The organism is Citrobacter sp. LUTT5, assembly GCF_009905315.1.
GTDB classification, from domain to species: Bacteria; Pseudomonadota; Gammaproteobacteria; order Enterobacterales; family Enterobacteriaceae; genus Citrobacter; species Citrobacter freundii.
This window is the reverse complement of sequence record NZ_CP047606.1, coordinates 1667440-1682949: the sequence shown is the minus strand read 5'-3', so window position 1 is coordinate 1682949 and position 15510 is coordinate 1667440. Positions and strand designations below refer to the sequence as shown.

14 protein-coding genes and 1 pseudogene are annotated in these 15510 nt (G+C 54.1%); 2 read left to right on the top strand and 13 right to left on the bottom strand.

From position 1 onward, the window contains the following. Nucleotides 1-7: 7 nt before the first annotated feature. The 7 genes and pseudogenes from napB to GUC46_RS24225 form a co-directional block, all read right to left on the bottom strand. Nucleotides 8-457: a nitrate reductase cytochrome c-type subunit gene (gene napB / locus GUC46_RS07890; protein ID WP_003839442.1), complete on the bottom strand. Its 450-nt coding sequence runs from the start codon at nt 455-457 to the stop codon at nt 8-10. After that, complete coding sequence (gene napH / locus GUC46_RS07885; protein ID WP_003027552.1) at nt 454-1317, bottom strand: quinol dehydrogenase ferredoxin subunit NapH; 864 nt, start codon at nt 1315-1317, stop codon at nt 454-456. The genes napB and napH overlap by 4 nt, the downstream gene beginning before the upstream one ends. Further along, nucleotides 1304-1999 carry a ferredoxin-type protein NapG gene (gene napG / locus GUC46_RS07880; protein ID WP_003027555.1) on the bottom strand — a complete coding sequence of 232 codons (696 nt, stop codon included), beginning with the start codon at nt 1997-1999 and terminating at the stop codon, nt 1304-1306. Before napG ends, napH begins: the two co-directional genes overlap by 14 nt. 6 nt (nt 2000-2005) lie before the next feature. Further along, complete coding sequence (gene napA, locus GUC46_RS07875) at nt 2006-4492, bottom strand: nitrate reductase catalytic subunit NapA (RefSeq protein ID WP_003027558.1); 2487 nt, start codon at nt 4490-4492, stop codon at nt 2006-2008. Next, the gene (napD, locus tag GUC46_RS07870) at nt 4489-4752 is read right to left on the bottom strand and encodes a chaperone NapD (protein WP_003027560.1); all 264 of its coding nucleotides are present in this window, start codon (nt 4750-4752) and stop codon (nt 4489-4491) included. The genes napA and napD overlap by 4 nt, the downstream gene beginning before the upstream one ends. After that, complete coding sequence (gene napF / locus GUC46_RS07865; RefSeq protein ID WP_003027564.1) at nt 4742-5233, bottom strand: ferredoxin-type protein NapF; 492 nt, start codon at nt 5231-5233, stop codon at nt 4742-4744. Before napF ends, napD begins: the two co-directional genes overlap by 11 nt. A gap of 374 nt (nt 5234-5607) precedes the next feature. After that, nucleotides 5608-5667: pseudogene (locus tag GUC46_RS24225) on the bottom strand (hypothetical protein); the annotation flags it as partial. Here GUC46_RS24225 and eco point away from each other — a divergent pair. Beyond that, complete coding sequence (gene eco / locus GUC46_RS07860) at nt 5646-6143, top strand: serine protease inhibitor ecotin (protein WP_044711545.1); 498 nt, start codon at nt 5646-5648, stop codon at nt 6141-6143. The pseudogene GUC46_RS24225 and the gene eco sit on opposite strands and share 22 nt — an antisense overlap. A gap of 92 nt (nt 6144-6235) precedes the next feature. Here eco and mqo read toward each other — a convergent pair whose 3' ends face one another. Then, nucleotides 6236-7897, bottom strand: coding sequence for a malate dehydrogenase (quinone) (mqo, locus tag GUC46_RS07855; protein WP_121540258.1), 1662 nt, complete (start codon nt 7895-7897; stop codon nt 6236-6238). A 278-nt stretch (nt 7898-8175) separates the two neighbouring features. Here mqo and GUC46_RS07850 point away from each other — a divergent pair, with 278 nt between their 5' ends. Next, nucleotides 8176-9423: a SulP family inorganic anion transporter gene (locus tag GUC46_RS07850; RefSeq protein ID WP_121540780.1), complete on the top strand. Its 1248-nt coding sequence runs from the start codon at nt 8176-8178 to the stop codon at nt 9421-9423. Here GUC46_RS07850 and mgtE read toward each other — a convergent pair. The 5 genes from mgtE to apbE all read right to left on the bottom strand — a co-directional run bounded on the left by mgtE (nt 9386) and on the right by apbE (nt 15493). Continuing rightward, nucleotides 9386-10822, bottom strand: a complete 1437-nt coding sequence (gene mgtE, locus GUC46_RS07845) for a magnesium transporter (protein WP_003027576.1) — start codon at nt 10820-10822, stop codon at nt 9386-9388. The genes GUC46_RS07850 and mgtE overlap by 38 nt on opposite strands. A gap of 105 nt (nt 10823-10927) precedes the next feature. Continuing rightward, the gene (locus GUC46_RS07840) at nt 10928-12571 is read right to left on the bottom strand and encodes a multidrug ABC transporter permease/ATP-binding protein (RefSeq protein ID WP_160180057.1); all 1644 of its coding nucleotides are present in this window, start codon (nt 12569-12571) and stop codon (nt 10928-10930) included. Between the two features lie 75 nt (nt 12572-12646). Next, nucleotides 12647-13297, bottom strand: a complete 651-nt coding sequence (alkB, locus tag GUC46_RS07835) for a DNA oxidative demethylase AlkB (RefSeq protein WP_160180055.1) — start codon at nt 13295-13297, stop codon at nt 12647-12649. Further along, a complete protein-coding gene (ada, locus tag GUC46_RS07830) occupies nt 13297-14361 on the bottom strand; it encodes a bifunctional DNA-binding transcriptional regulator/O6-methylguanine-DNA methyltransferase Ada (protein WP_160180006.1) in 1065 nt (354 codons plus the stop codon). Before ada ends, alkB begins: the two co-directional genes overlap by 1 nt. A gap of 79 nt (nt 14362-14440) precedes the next feature. Further along, a complete protein-coding gene (gene apbE / locus GUC46_RS07825) occupies nt 14441-15493 on the bottom strand; it encodes an FAD:protein FMN transferase ApbE (protein WP_160180004.1) in 1053 nt (350 codons plus the stop codon). Between the last annotated feature and the right edge of the window lie 17 nt (nt 15494-15510).

The following is a 15510-nucleotide window of genomic DNA, read 5'->3' as shown; positions in this document are numbered from 1 at the left end:
TGACCTCTTATTTCCCGTAACCTTTCGAGGGGGTGAAGGTATTTTCAACAATCGGCGCGGCGTCAGCCTGCGGAACGTGACATTGCAGACAGAAATAACGACGCGGCGCGACTTCAGCCAATACCTTGCCGTCGCTATCCATAAAGTGCGTCGGACTGATGCGCGGCGCACCGGTGGTACGATAGCTTTCCACACCGTGGCATTGCAGGCAGCGGTTGGTGTTAGTCGTCACCTGATATCCTTCAACGCTGTGCGGAACCATCGGCGGCTGATTCACATAGTTCAGCGGCATACGCACTTGCTCTTTCGGCATGCGAATCGCCCCTTCCTGTGTTCCTGAGACTTCAGGTGACTGGCTCAGATCCACTCCGTTTGCAGCCCAAACTGCCCCACTGACTAGCAAGGCCAGCGCGGCCATCCATTGACTCAGCGCTTTAATCAGGTCATGGCTTTTCATGATTTCGCTCCCGAACTCCATCGTGTTGTTATTGTAAAAACATCCTCAGAACAGACATCCACACAGCGACCGCAGGCCATGCAATCGCGACTGGTTACCTGCACCGGACTTTGCTCATCCAGCACCGGCGCACGTAGCACATGCGGTTCCGGGCAAACATGAAAACAATCCATACAGCGGTTACATCTGTTACGTTCTTTTGCCGAAACGGTTAATGCACCTTTGCTTCCCACCACGCTATACAGCGCACCCAGTGGGCAGAGATGCCCGCACCAGCCATGCTCAACGACCAGTAAATCAAATAAAAACAGCGCGAGGATCAGCAACGCTCCGCTACCGAATCCCATTACCAGGCTACGTCCCAGCAAAGAAACCGGGTTTATCCACTCCCACAGCAGCGTACCAGTCAGCGCTGAACCGACCAGAATGACCACCAGCAGGACGTACCGTATATGGCGCGGCAGGGTCGCAGACTGATTCAGGTCAAACCTTCTGCGCAGCCAGCTGGCTAAATCGGTGACCGGGTTCATAGGACAAACCCAACTGCAAAACAGTCGCTTACCGGCCAGCGCATACAGCACCGTAATGATGGCTGCCCCCGTTAACGCCACCGTCGCTGGCAGATGCCCGCTGGCCAGGCTTTGCAGAGTAATCAGCGGATCGGTGAACGGGATAGCGTCCAGCAACAGGCTGCTACTGTAGTTGCCATGCAGAATCCAAACACCAAGCCACGGGCCGCTAAGGAACATCGCCAGTATCAGAAACTGACTCAGACGACGCAGCAGCAGCCAACGATGGCTCTTCCACCATCCTTTTTTTGCCTGCGCTTCACGCCCGGCATCACGTTTACGATTTGCCATTGTTCCCCTCCAGCCAACCGAAGCGGTAATGGTGTCCTAACTCCCCTTTCGCCAGCGACAACGGCAGCACTTTTATTGCTGGCTGCTCCAGTACGCAGACTTTTTCGCATTTCCCACAGCCGGTACAGGCATCGCTGTGCACGGTAGGAATAAACCGCGCATGCTTGCCGGTACGCATGTTACGGTCCAGCTCCAGGGTGATCGCCTCATCGATTTTCGGGCACTCGCGATAGCAAACGTCACAGCGTAATCCCTGATAGTTGAGGCAGTTTTCGTGATCCAGCAGTACCGCCAGCCCCATACGCGAATCGTCAATGGATTCAATTTCTCTGTCCAACGCGCCGCTGGGGCAGACTTTGGCGCACGGAATGTCCTCACACATTTCGCAGGGAATATCACGGGCGATAAAATATGGCGTACCAGCCGCCAGCCCGGAGGCCAGCGTCGCTAGCTTCAGCGTGTCATACGGACATGCCTGAACGCACTGACCGCAACGTACGCAAGCGCTGGCAAATGCCTCCTCGCTTAGTGCACCTGGCGGGCGCAACCGCACGCCGGTTGCGCGTGCGGTTTGTTGTTGCAACCCCAGCGCCACGCCAACGACGGCCAGCCCGCCCGCTGCGCGAACCATATCGCGCAGAAAGCGGCGGCGGCCATTTTGGGGTTTTGCTGACCGGGACATAACGCGTTACACCTTCGCCAGTTTCACGGCGCACTTCTTGAAATCCGTCTCTTTGGAGAGCGGATCCGTCGCATCCAGCGTCAGGTTGTTTACCAGCTGTGCGGCGTCGAAGAACGGCATGTACACCAGCCCCTGCGGCGGACGGTTACGACCGCGTGTTTCAACAATCGAAATCACTTCGCCACGACGGGAAATCACTTTGACCTTATCGCCACGACGCAGATCGCGTGCTTTTGCATCCAGCGGGTGGATAAACAGCACGGCTTCCGGGAAAGCGCGGTGCAGTTCAGGCACACGACGCGTCATACTGCCGGTATGCCAGTGTTCCAGAACACGTCCGGTGGATAGCCACAGGTCATATTCTTTATCCGGCGCTTCAGCAGCAGGCTCAAACGGCAACGCGAAGATAACCGCTTTACCGTCCGGTTTACCGTAGAACTTGTAGCTTTCACCTGCTTTCACGTAAGGGTCGTTGCCTTCGCTGTAGCGCCACTGGGTCTCTTTGCCTTCAACGACCGGCCAGCGTAAACCGCGGGCTTTGTGGTAATCGTCAAATGGCGCAAGGTCATGCCCGTGACCGCGACCAAACCAGGCGTACTCTTCGAACAACCCTTTTTGCAGATAGAAGCCCAGCTCGCGGGATTCATCATTCAGTTGATCTTCAGCCAGTTCAGTCACCGGGAATTTTGTCACTGCTGGCGTGGCAAACAGCACGTCATACAGCGTTTTGCCACGCAACTCCGGTTTTTGTGCCAGCAGTTCTTCGGGCCACACTTCTTCTGTTTTGAAGCGACGAGAGAACTGCACCAGTTGCCACAGATCCGACTTCGATTCGCCCGGTGCTTTAATCTGCTGACGCCAGAACTGTGTACGGCGTTCAGCGTTACCGTAGGCACCTTCTTTCTCTACCCACATCGCAGTCGGCAGGATCAGGTCAGCAGACAAGGCGCTGACCGTCGGGTACGGATCGGAGACAATGATGAAGTTGCGCGGATCGCGCCAGCCCGGCATACGCTCCTCATTGATGTTCGGACCAGCCTGCATGTTGTTGGTACACATCGCCCAGTAGACATTGAGCTTGCCATCTTTCAGCGCGCGGTCTTGCGCCACGGCGTGCAGACCGATTTTTGCCGGAATGGTCCCTGACGGAATATTCCAGTGCTTCTCGCAGATATCGCGGTGTTTTTCGTTTGTCACCACCATGTCCGCAGGCAGACGATGGGAGAATGTACCGACTTCACGCGCGGTGCCGCAGGCGGAAGGCTGGCCGGTCAGAGAGAACGGGCCGCAGCCTGGCTGGGAGATTTTGCCAGTCAGCAAGTGCAGGTTATAGACCAGGTTGTTGGCCCATACACCGCGGGTGTGCTGGTTAAAGCCCATCGTCCAGTAGGAGATGACTTTTTTCTTCGGATCGGCATACAGCTGCGCCAGCTGTTCCAGCTGATCTTTTGGTACGCCGGTCATTTCGGCGGTTTTATCCAGCGTGTACTCAGCAACGAAGGCTTTGTAATCCTCAAAGCTCATCGGTTCAGAGGCATCGGATCCCGGGTTTTTCGCCGCTTTTTCCAGCGGATGGGTCGGACGCAGACCGTAGCCGATGTCCGTCACGCCTTTACGCAGGTTGACGTGCTTGCTAAAGAAATCCTGGTTAATCGCATTGTTTTGAATGATGTAGTTCGCGATGTAGTTGAGGATCACCAGATCGGTTTGCGGCGTGAAGACCATACCGTTATCCGCCAGCTCAAAGCTGCGGTGCTGGAAAGTGGAGAGAACTGCGACGTTGACGTTAGGATCGGACAGACGACGGTTGGTGATGCGCGACCACAGGATCGGGTGCATCTCTGCCATATTCGCGCCCCACAGGACGAAGGCGTCTGCATGTTCGATATCGTCATAGCAGCCCATCGGTTCATCCATACCGAAGGTACGCATAAAGCCGACTACCGCTGAGGCCATGCAGTGACGTGCGTTCGGGTCGATGTTATTGGAACGGAAACCCGCTTTAAACAATTTGGCAGCGGCATAACCTTCCCAAATCGTCCACTGGCCAGAGCCGAACATGCCGATAGATTCCGGGCCTTTCTCTTTCATCGACGTTTTGAATTTCTCTTCCATCACGTCAAAAGCCTGGTCCCAGCTAATCGGGGTGAACTCGCCTTCTTTGTGATATTTGCCGTCTTTCATGCGCAGCATCGGCTGCGTTAAACGGTCTTTCCCGTACATGATTTTCGGCAGGAAGTAACCTTTGATGCAGTTAAGCCCACGGTTAACCGGCGCATCCGGATCGCCCTGGCATGCCACAACACGCCCTTGCTGCGTTCCGACCAATACGCCGCAGCCCGTCCCGCAAAAACGGCACGGGGCTTTGTCCCATTTGATGGCTTCTTGCTGACCGACTACCGCGCGGGCAACGCCCGGCACGCTTAACCCGGCAGCCGCCGCAGCGGCCGCAACGGCGTTAGCTTTCATAAAGCTACGACGACTGAGTTTCATGGTGTTTCCTCACCTTGCTCATCCTGCTGGTGATAAACCAGCGACACCGCCAGCACGCCCGCAACGTTGCGCACTGACTCAATTGTTTTCATTAGTGTTTCACTTTGCTCAGCTTCCACCACCACAATCAACTGACCACTTTCCACATCGCTGAGGGCAACTTCGCAACCGGGAAAGGAACGCAACTGCGTGGCGATATCGTTGATATGCTGGCTTTTGGCCTGAACGACCAGGCTGCAGACCTGCCAGTTATTGTCCATGGTTGTACTCCGCGTTAATGGCTGATACCGGGCAGATAGCGACACAGGCGCCACATCCGTTACAGTCCTGATTGTCGAGCTGCGGCTGATAAATGCCGGACAGCGTGGGGCGAAAGGTTATTGCCATGGGCTCACAGCTATCCTGACAGCGGTGACATTCAACGGACTGATGTGCGAGACAGTTTTCCCCAATCGTAAAGTTCAGATCCCATGCCCTGGTGTGGCGCGGAAGAAAAAGTGATTCGGGACAGGCTTCTGCGCAGGCATAGCAAAAGCTGCACTCGCCGTGTTTGAAATTTACGCTCGGGTAACCACCCTGGCCTCGCTGCAGGATGTCGGTTTCGCACGCCTGAATGCAGGCGTCACAACGGAGGCAATGGGCCAGAAAGTGAGAGTCTTCCTTGCTCCACGGCGGACGGATCCCTGCGCTGGCGTTTCGCCAACTGCCTGTCAACATGCCTCGACGGGATAAATCAACCATGACATTGTCCTTCCATAATGACGCCCTCCCTCGGCGGGTTGAACGACATAAAAAACTGCACTATTTATGAGTAGTTATTTTTAGCCGTAAGATATTTCAGGATGTGTTAGAGGTGCATACCCCAATTGGGGTAAATGCTGTTGCCGGATCAAAGGAGTGTTGAGTTGGCGGGAAAAAATGCGCTTTTGCTCACATTTCAATGAGTTATATAGCCACGTATATAGCGATTCAATATTAAGATAATAATCTCATGTTTAAGATGATTCTTAGAATATATCGCTACATTGAACGTAAACTATTGCTGGATACACTTAAAATATAAGTAAATACAGATTAATTGATGATGCAAATATGTTAACCTGCCCCTGACTCGTTCAAAAGACAGAAGAAAGGAAACACTGTGAACAATAAGATGAAGACAATTGTCCCTGCCGTACTTTTCGCCGCCTTTGCCAGCACCTCTGCATGGGCTGCCAGTAACGATACCGCCGCTCAGCCGCTGGAAAAAGTCGCCCCTTATCCTAAGGCGGAAAAGGGTATGAAGCGCCAGGTTATCCAGCTTACCCCTGAGAAAGATGAATCTACTCTGAAAGTAGAACTGCTGATCGGACAAACGCTGGAAGTTGACTGCAACCAACACCGCCTGGGTGGCGAACTGGACAGCAAAACGCTGGAAGGTTGGGGATATGACTACTACGTCTTCGACAAAGTCACATCTCCGGTTTCAACCATGATGGCCTGCCCGGACGGTAAGAAAGAGAAGAAATTCATTACTGCGTATCTGGGTGATGACGGCATGCTCCGTTACAACAGCAAGCTGCCGATTGTGGTCTACACCCCGGAAAACGTGGACGTTAAATACCGTATCTGGAAAGCAGAAGATAAAATTCAGGACGCAGTCGCGCGCTAAGTCAGGATGTGCCGGATGGCGGCGTACCGCCTTATCCGGCCTACAGACGCATAAAACAGGCCGGATAAGCGCAGCGCCATCCGGCATTGTATTTACAGTGCGATATCCGCGACGGCTTTCTGTTCAGGCTGCGGTTGTGCCTGAGGTTTCAGCTGTGGTTTCGGTGCTTCATCAGCAAACTGCGGCTTGTCATATTTCAGACCCAGAACCTCACTGGTGTACTGCAACTCTTGTTCCGTAGCCTCAACGTTACCGTTCAGCTTAGTACCATAAGACGGAATGATGGTTTTCAGCTTCGCCTGCCACTCGGGGCTGGCCACTTTATCTTTAAACACTTTTTCCATCAGATGCAGCATGATCGGTGCCGCGGTTGATGCGCCCGGAGAAGCTCCCAGCAGCGCAGCAATCGTGCCTTCTTTATCGCTGACGACTTCAGTACCCAGACGCAACACGCCGCCCTTCTCCGCATCGCTTTTGATGATCTGCACACGCTGGCCCGCCTGCCATAAACGCCAGTCTTCTTTTTTCGCCTGCGGATAGTACTCTTGCAGCGCAGCAAAACGGTCGTCGTCGCTGAGCATCACCTGGCTCACCAGATATTTCACCAGATCGAAGTTATCCAGACCCACGTTGACCATCGGCATAAAGTTCGACGTGGTGGTCGAGCTGAGCAGATCCCACAATGAACCGTTTTTCAGGAACTTGGTGGAGAATGTCGCGAATGGCCCAAACAGCACAACGCGCTTGCCATCAAGGATACGCGTGTCGATGTGCGGTACGGACATCGGCGGCGCGCCAACGGAGGCCTGACCGTACACTTTCGCCAGGTGGCGGTTGACTACGTCCGGATTGTCCGCAACCAGGAACTGCCCGCCCACCGGGAATCCGGCATAGCCTTTCGCTTCCGGAATGTGGGTTTCCTGCAACAGCTTCAGCGCAGCGCCACCGGCACCGATAAAGACAAACTTCGCCTTGATATCATGTTCCGCTTCGTTATTTTTCAGATCGGCGACCGTGACCGTCCAGCTATTGTCGGCATTACGCTTAAAACCGCGCACTTCGGTGCTCAACTGCAGCGCAAAGTTGGGCTTTTTCTGCAATGAGGTAATCAACTGGCGCGTGATTTCGCCGTAGTTCACGTCAGTACCAATCTCGGTACGCGTTGCTGCGACTTTCTGTTTTGGATCACGACCTTCCATGACCAGCGGCGCCCACTCTTTAATCTGCGCGTGATCTTCAGAATAACGCATACCGCGGAATAACGTGCTCTGTTGCAATGCGGCGTAACGGGCACGCAGGAAGTTGACGTTCTCGTCACCCCAGACAAAACTCATGTGCGGAACGGTAGTGATAAACGAGCGTGGTTCATGCATCACGCCATTATTAACCTGATATGCCCAAAACTGGCGGGAAATCTGGAAGGCTTCGTTAATTTCGACTGCCTTTTCAATGCTGATGCTACCGTCGGCCTTTTTAGGCGTGTAGTTCAGCTCCATCAGTGCGGAGTGTCCCGTTCCGGCGTTATTCCAGCCATTTGAGCTTTCCTGCGCTACACCATCCAGTCGCTCAACCATGGTCATTGACCATTGCGGCTCCAGCTCCTGTAAATAGGTTCCCAGCGTGGCGCTCATGATGCCGCCGCCAATCAACAGTACATCCGTTTCCTGCTCTTCCGCCGCTTTCGCTTTTGCCGCCATCGAGACAACATTCAGCCCTACAGCCATGGTGAAGAGCATGGCAGTCACTTTTTTCATAATGTTAATGCCTTACTTTTAGTATCGCTTTTTTGCTTTTAATGCAGGTGAAAATCGAGCGGCATCAACGGTAACACTTAAGTAAAAATAATTAAATATTGTTTATAAATTATATTTAATTTTTAAAAATGTTATTAATACGTTGATGGTTTATACGGTTATTGACAATCATTTCTGGAAACCAGTCCGTCAGACGGGTACTATGCTGCGCTTTGCTATTCACCGCACGGATGCCTGTCGGTCTGCTGTATCAGGCCATTTTTGACCTGAGTGTAATTATGTCTGCAACTCAACATTCCTCTGTCGCAGTCGCGGAAAACGCGACCTGTGCCGTGCTGCGCCAACCCCGTCTGCTGGTTCGCGAAACACTGGCAGGTGTGGTAACCGCCCTGGCGCTGATCCCGGAAGTGATCTCGTTTTCCGTTATCGCAGGCGTTGATCCTAAAGTCAGCCTGATCGCCTCCGTCGTACTGTGCCTGGCGATGTCCTTTTTAGGTGGTCGTCCCGCAATGGTTACCGCCGCTGCAGGATCGGTTGCGCTGGTGATTGGTCCGATGGTGCATCAACACGGCGTGCAATACATCCTGCCTGCAGTGGTGCTGGCCGGGATGATTCAGATCCTGTTTGGTGTATTGGGAATGGCACGTCTGATGCGATTCATCCCTACGGCCGTGATGACCGGATTTGTCAACGCACTAGGTGTTTTGATTTTCTTTGCCCAGGTCCCTCATTTCTGGGGGAAAAGCCCGCTCATCTGGGGGCTGTTTGTCCTGACGCTGCTGATTGTGCTGTGGGTTCCGCGGTTTATTAAAGCTATCCCCGCACCGCTTATCGCCATCGTGCTGCTGACCGTGTTCACTGTCACCAGCGGGCAACTGTTACCGACCGTCGGTGACGAAGGTTCGATGAGCGGCGGCCTGCCGGGTTTCACCCAGTTGTTGGTTCCGCTCAACCTGCAAACGCTGGCGATTATCTGGCCCTGCGCGCTGAGCATCGCTTTTGTTGGTTTGATGGAGTCGCTGTTAACTGCCCGTCTGGTGGATGACCTGACGGTGACGCCGTCGAATAAGAATCGCGAGAGTGCTGGGCTGGGGATAGCCAATATTCTGGCCGGATTTTATGGCGGCATCGCCGGGTGCGCGATGATTGGTCAAACCATCGTTAACGTCGAGATGGGCAAAGGACGCAGCCGCGTCTCGACGGTTGCCGCCGGACTGGTATTACTACTGTTAGTCACTGGGTTAAGCGAAGTGATGGCAGAAATACCCATGTCGGTGCTGGCGGGAATTATGGTGATTGTGGCGGTAAAAACCTTCAGTTGGCACAGCATCCAGCCCACCACACTGAGGAAACTCCCCGTCACTGAAACGCTGGTGATGCTGGTGACCGTCGCTGCCACGGTATCCACCGGCAACCTGGCGATTGGCGTGGTTGCCGGGGTGATGGCAATGCTCATTCTGCCACGTATCGTCAGAAGCAAACGCACGGCTACATCAGAAACAGCGTTGCCAGACCGAGAAAAATAAAGAAACCGCCGGTATCGGTAATAGCCGTAATCATGACGCTCGAGCCAACCGCCGGGTCGCGCCCGAGCTTCACCATCGTCATCGGAATGATGACCCCCATTAATGCTGCCATCAACAAATTAAGCATCATCGCCAGGGTCATTACTCCGCCGAGCGCCATGTCATCGTACAACCACCAGGTAATACCGCCCATAATTCCGCCCCATACGAGGCCATTAATCACTGCAACGCCCATTTCGCGCAGGATCAAAAACGTCAGGTTCCCCGGCTGAATATTTTGTAGCGCCAGCGCGCGGACGATCATGGTGATGGTTTGATTCCCGGTATTGCCGCCAATTCCCGCCACAATTGGCATCAGCGAGGCCAGCGCCACCAGTTGCGAAATCGTATGTTCAAAACCGTCGATCACCCGCGAGGCGATAAAGGCGGTACAGAGGTTAACGGCCAGCCACGCCCAACGGGTTTTTACCGCTTTGGTAACGGGCGCAAACACATCCTCTCCGGCGCTTAAGCCCCCCATTCGACGCAAATCGGTATCAGTTTCTTCATAGACCACATCGACGATCTCATCGATAGTTAAGCGGCCCATCAGCTTGCCTGAAGGGTCAACGACTGCAGCACTGACCAGGTCGTCACGTTCGAAGGTACGTGCAGCGTTTTCAGCGATATCGTCCGGAGAAAAGGTGAGCGGGTCATCTTCCATCACCTCGCTGACTTTGCGTTGCACATCATTGAGCAGAATGCAGGTTAGCGTCAGTTCTCCAACCAGCACTTTATTGCGATCGGTCACGAAGAGTTTATCGGTGTTCTCCGGCATTTTGCCCAACCGTCGCAGGTAGCGTTGCACCACTTCCAGCGTCACGTCCGGACGCACGGTGATGACTTCGAACTCCATAATCGCGCCGACGCGATTCTTCTCGTAATGCATTACCTGGCGGACACGCGCCCGCTCTTCGGCTGGTAACGTCGCCAGCAACCGTCCAGTGAGGTTACGCGGGAGATGCTGCACCAGATAAATCTGTTCATCGATATCGAGATATTGCAGCGCATCCAGTATTTCGCGGTCGCTCATCTCATCGATCAGGTCGTCCCAGACGTTTTCAGACGCCTCAAGCAGGACGTTACCACGCTTTTCACTTTCGACCAGTCGCCACAGGGCGTGACGCTCTTCTGAAGGTAATGCTTCGAGGGTATCGGCTAAATCGGGAGGCGGCAGGTGGGCGACCAGCGCCCCTACCTCAGCAATATCGTCGGCTAACGTACCGACGTCATATTGCTCAGCCAGGGTAAGCTTGCCCAACAGTGTTGAAATAATGGCTTTATCAGTGGTCAGCAGCCAGATAAGGCGCGCACGCTCTTCATCACGCAGCCTGGCGCTGTTTTTGTTTATTACGGACATTAATCATAAATCCATGATATGAAATATCATTAATCATGATGCTGATTTATGTAAATAACAATAAACAGTGCCGCCGGGTGGCTAAAAAACCGGCGGCACGTAGGATCAGGCTGTGCGAGCCACCGCGTCACGCGAGGCGGCTTCACGTTCATCGCCCAGCAGTTCACTCAACTGTCCGTTACGCATTTCCAGCAGCCTGTCGGCATGAATAAAATAGTGATCGTCGTGGCTAATGGCGAAAATGGTTTTGCCCATTTCCTGCATCAAAGGCAATAGCACCTGATAGAACTCCCGGCGGAAATGGGGATCCTGATCGGCAGCCCATTCGTCCAACAGAATGATGTCGCGCTCCTCCGCCAGGGCCAGCAGCAGCGCCACGCGTTTCTTCTGCCCTTTCGACAGTTTCAGATTGAGGATACGGCCATCGCTCAGCTCCAGCTTGTGCCCCATCTTCAGATGTTCCAGCCACTTCGCGACCAGCTGCGGATTAGCCTCTTTACCTTCCGGCCCCAGCAGTTTGTCGAACAGCCAGACGTCGGTAAACACGGCGGAGAATAGCTTGCGGTAGTCTTCCGGTTTTTCAACGGCAACGGCCTTACCATCAAGCAATATTTCGCCTGACTGCGGCTGGTATAGACCAGTCAGTAACATCGCCAGCGTAGATTTCCCGCTACCGTTACCGCCAATCAGAAAGATCAGTTCACCGCGATGAATCGTCAGATTCACGGGTCCAACGGAGAAGGCGTTATCCTGATAGTGGAAAACCACGTTACGTAACTCCAACGTCTGCCAGTTCGGAAACGCATTTGGACGTGGGAATTCGGCCTTAAAGGGCGCAAGGGCAAACCTGTTCAGCTTGTTGAACGCTACCTGCGCGGTGAGCAGCGTCGGTAGCGCGCCAACGGCAGAGAGCAGCGGCGTGCGCAAAAATAGCAGCGTCAGCGAATAGGTCGCCGCCACGGCGGTATCCGCCCAGCCCAGACTGTTGGCCATCCAGAACACCAAACCAATGGCGCCCAGCATCATAATGTTCGACCAGTTGACTGCGCTCAGGTGGAAAGTATCGGCGCGAATAATATGGTGACGGTACTCTTTGGCATCCGGGACGTACATCTGATTAAAGATATGCTCGGCACGCTCACGGTTGAGCGTCAGCTCTTTGCGCCCTTCCAGCACCGTTTGATAATCGTTGTACAACTTATCTTCAGTTTCGCGCAAGGTGGCCATGTGTTTATACACCCGCGCCACCAGCACAAATCCGCCCCAGATGGTGATTGCCATCCAGATTGCTGTCACCAGCAGCATTTTAGTCGACAGCATCGCCAGATACGCCGCCGATCCGAATGTCAGGATAATCCCCTGTACCAGCTCAGGCAGACGAACAAAGGCGATGGTGATGTTGCGGATATCACTGGTTAAACCCGCCAGCAACGAGGCGCTGCCAAGCTGTTCGATGCGCTCGACGTGGGTGTCCAGAATCCGTTTGATAAATTCGCTACGCAGTCGGTAGACAAAGTGGTGTCCCAGCGTGGTGAGCGCCAGTTGTGAACCGAGGGTGACGGCCATCAATAACAGCAGCAGGCCAAGAAACTCCGGTAGCACCATCAGCGTGGTGTCGACCGTTTCAATCAGTCGCTGGTTGATAAACGCAATCAGCCCAATCCCCAACGCGGCGCTGGCGAGGCTGAGCGCCATCACGCTGATAAATGGCCAGCGATACTGCCGCCAGACAAGAAGTAAAAGTTCCATGCACACAACCCGGACAAGTAATAACAGCCCGCAGTTTAAACATCTCTTCGCTGACAGCAATAATAATTCTTATTTTTATTCTTTTTTACCTGCCTGACGAAACGTCAGATTGTAACGACAGTCTCCGGTCAACGGATGATACCCCGTTTTAAGCGGCTGGATCCCATGATAAAACAGCCGCGAATTACCGCCCCACACCACGACATCGCCATGTTCCAGCAGCAAACGCTTTAAAGGGTCATTACGGCGCAATCCGCCAAATTGAAAGATGACCGGTAGCCCCAGCGATACAGAGACAATCGGCGCCCGCAGGTCGGGCTCGTCTTTATCCTGATGTAAGGACAGTTTTGCCCCTGGCGTGTAGCGGTTAATCAGGCAGGCATCGGGTTGAAAATCAGCATAGCCCGCCGCCGTCGCCGCCTGTTGACACAGGTCAGCAAATGCATCCGGCAGCGGCGGCCAGTGCACGCCGGTGAGTGGATCAAACGGAGAATAAAGATAGCCATGCTGATCCGTCGTCCAGCCCAGATGGCCACAGTTGGTCATTGCCACCGACATCGTATAGCCGCCGGGCGTTACCATCTGACGAAACGGCGACTGTCTGGCGACAGCCGCTATCGCCTGCAGTAAAGTGGGTGCAGAGTCAAAAGCGAAACGTCGCAGAATAACCGCACCTGAAGCCAGCGGCTCCTGCCAGGGTTTAGCATCCGCAAAAAGATCGAGCATTATGTTTCCTCGCCAGTAGTTTCCCGTTGCAGTAACTGCGCCTTGCGCGCAATACCCCATCGGTAGCCCGAAAGTGCGCCATCACCACGGATCACCCGGTGACACGGAATAACAACCGCCAGTTTGTTAGCCCCACAGGCACTGGCCACCGCGCGTACCGCCTTCGGTTTGCCGATGGCGCTGGCCAGCTGTTGGTAGCTCATTGTTTCGCCGCACGGAATTGCGCGCAGCGCCTGCCACACCTGCTGCTGAAATGCGGTGCCCCGGATATCCAGGGGTAGCGATAGCGACGCGTCACGCGAGTTGATCGCGGCGATCACTTCGCGCACGCGCTGCTGAAAATCGGCATCTGCAGGAACATCCTGCGCGGCGGGAAACAGCTCATGCAGATCCGCAACTAACGTGGCGTCATCATCACCAAGTAAGATCGCACAGATACCCCGCTCGCTTTCTGCCACCAGACAACGACCCAGAGCGCAATCTGCGAGGGTATAGCGTACAGAAACGTTGTCGCCACCTTTACGAAATTGCTTTGCGGTCATGCCTAATGTCTGATCCGCTTTGCGGTAATAGCTGCTGCTGTCGGGGAATCCGGCGTTGAGAATCGCCTGCGTAACCGGAACACCTTTCGCCAGAGCATCGCGCAGACGGCGGGCACGCCAGGACTGCTGCCACGCTTTCGGGGTCATGCCTGTCGTAGCTTTGAACAAGCGATGTAAGTGATACGGGCTCATTGCCACCTGTTGTGCCAACTCGTCCAGCGTAAGAGGTGACTCTTGCTCCAACAACTGGCAGGCGCGGGCAATTTTGTCCAGCCGATGCTGCTGCGCGCTGTTTTTATCCGGCTGGCAGCGCTTACAGGGGCGAAACCCGGCAGCCTGCGCCTGCTGAGCATCAGAGAAAAAGCGGACATTTTTGCGCAGCGCATGTTTTGCCCGACAGGACGGACGGCAGAAAATACCGGTGGTCTGGACGGCAAAAACAAACTGACCGTCGGCGTCGGTGTCACGAGCCAAAACGGACTGCCAACGGTCATCGTCAGTGATGCGTAAACGATTTTTCATTTCGGACTCCTTTGTTAAGCATAGCGCTTAGCGTCAGTGTGTCCCCATAGCCGGATACAAAAACCCGCAATCTTGCTTTTTAATTTTTTCCGCTGACCAGAAAGCTTTTGAACTGCGGCGACATCCAGGTGTTAAACCCCTCGCCCTCTTTCATAATCATATAGACCGCCAGCCCTTCACGACGCACAACTTCTTTGGCCTTTTCCGGGCCGAGCACCATCAATCCTGTATCCCAGCCATCGGCCTCCAGCGCCGTTGGGGCAATGACCGTTACGGACATCAGGTTGTGTTCAATCGGACGACCGGTTTGCGGATCGATAACATGGGAAAGACGCTTGCCATCCAGCTCATAATAGTTACGGTAGCTGCCGGAGGTGCTAATGCCATGCCCGTTAATGTCTACAATCGCCTGCACCGCGTTTTCACGATCGGTCGGTTTCTGAATTGCGACTCGCCACGGATGCCCTTCAGCATTCATACCGCGGCTGTTTAGCGCACCACCAACGGAAACCAGATAACGGGCGATCCCTTCCTGCTCCATTAATCGTGCCAGATGATCGGCGGCGTACCCTTCGCCAACGGTAGAGAGATCCACATACAGATCCGGCAAGTCTTTTTGCAGGTAATTCTGATGCGCTTCATTCACGACCTTTAGATGTGAAAGTCCGGTTTGCGCTTTTGCAGCGTCAATTTGCTCTTGGGTGGGAATATGCAACGGTTGCTGATCCGGGCCAAAGCCCCACAGATTGACTAACGGCCCCACGGTGATATCCATAGCCCCATCGGTTTTTGCACCAATGCGTAGCGCCGAGGTCACGATATCCGCCATGGCATCACTAACCGGCCATGGTGACAAACTATTCGATAAGTTAAAGCGCATCAATGCAGAGTCATTTTTATAGGTGGAGAGCAGTTGATCATCGGCATCAAGCTGAGTCTGGATCTTCACCTGTAGTTCTGCGGCGCGTTTTGCATCGACGCCCACGACACTGACCCGCCAGAAAGTGCCCATGGTTTTACCTTCCAGAACGGTGGCTGGCGTTGTGGTCTGAGCAGGTTTCGGGGCTTCATCGCACCCGACAAAAAAAATCGTCACCGCCAGCAGCGCTGCGCGATAAAATTTCATTTCCATACGTAATTATCCTCATG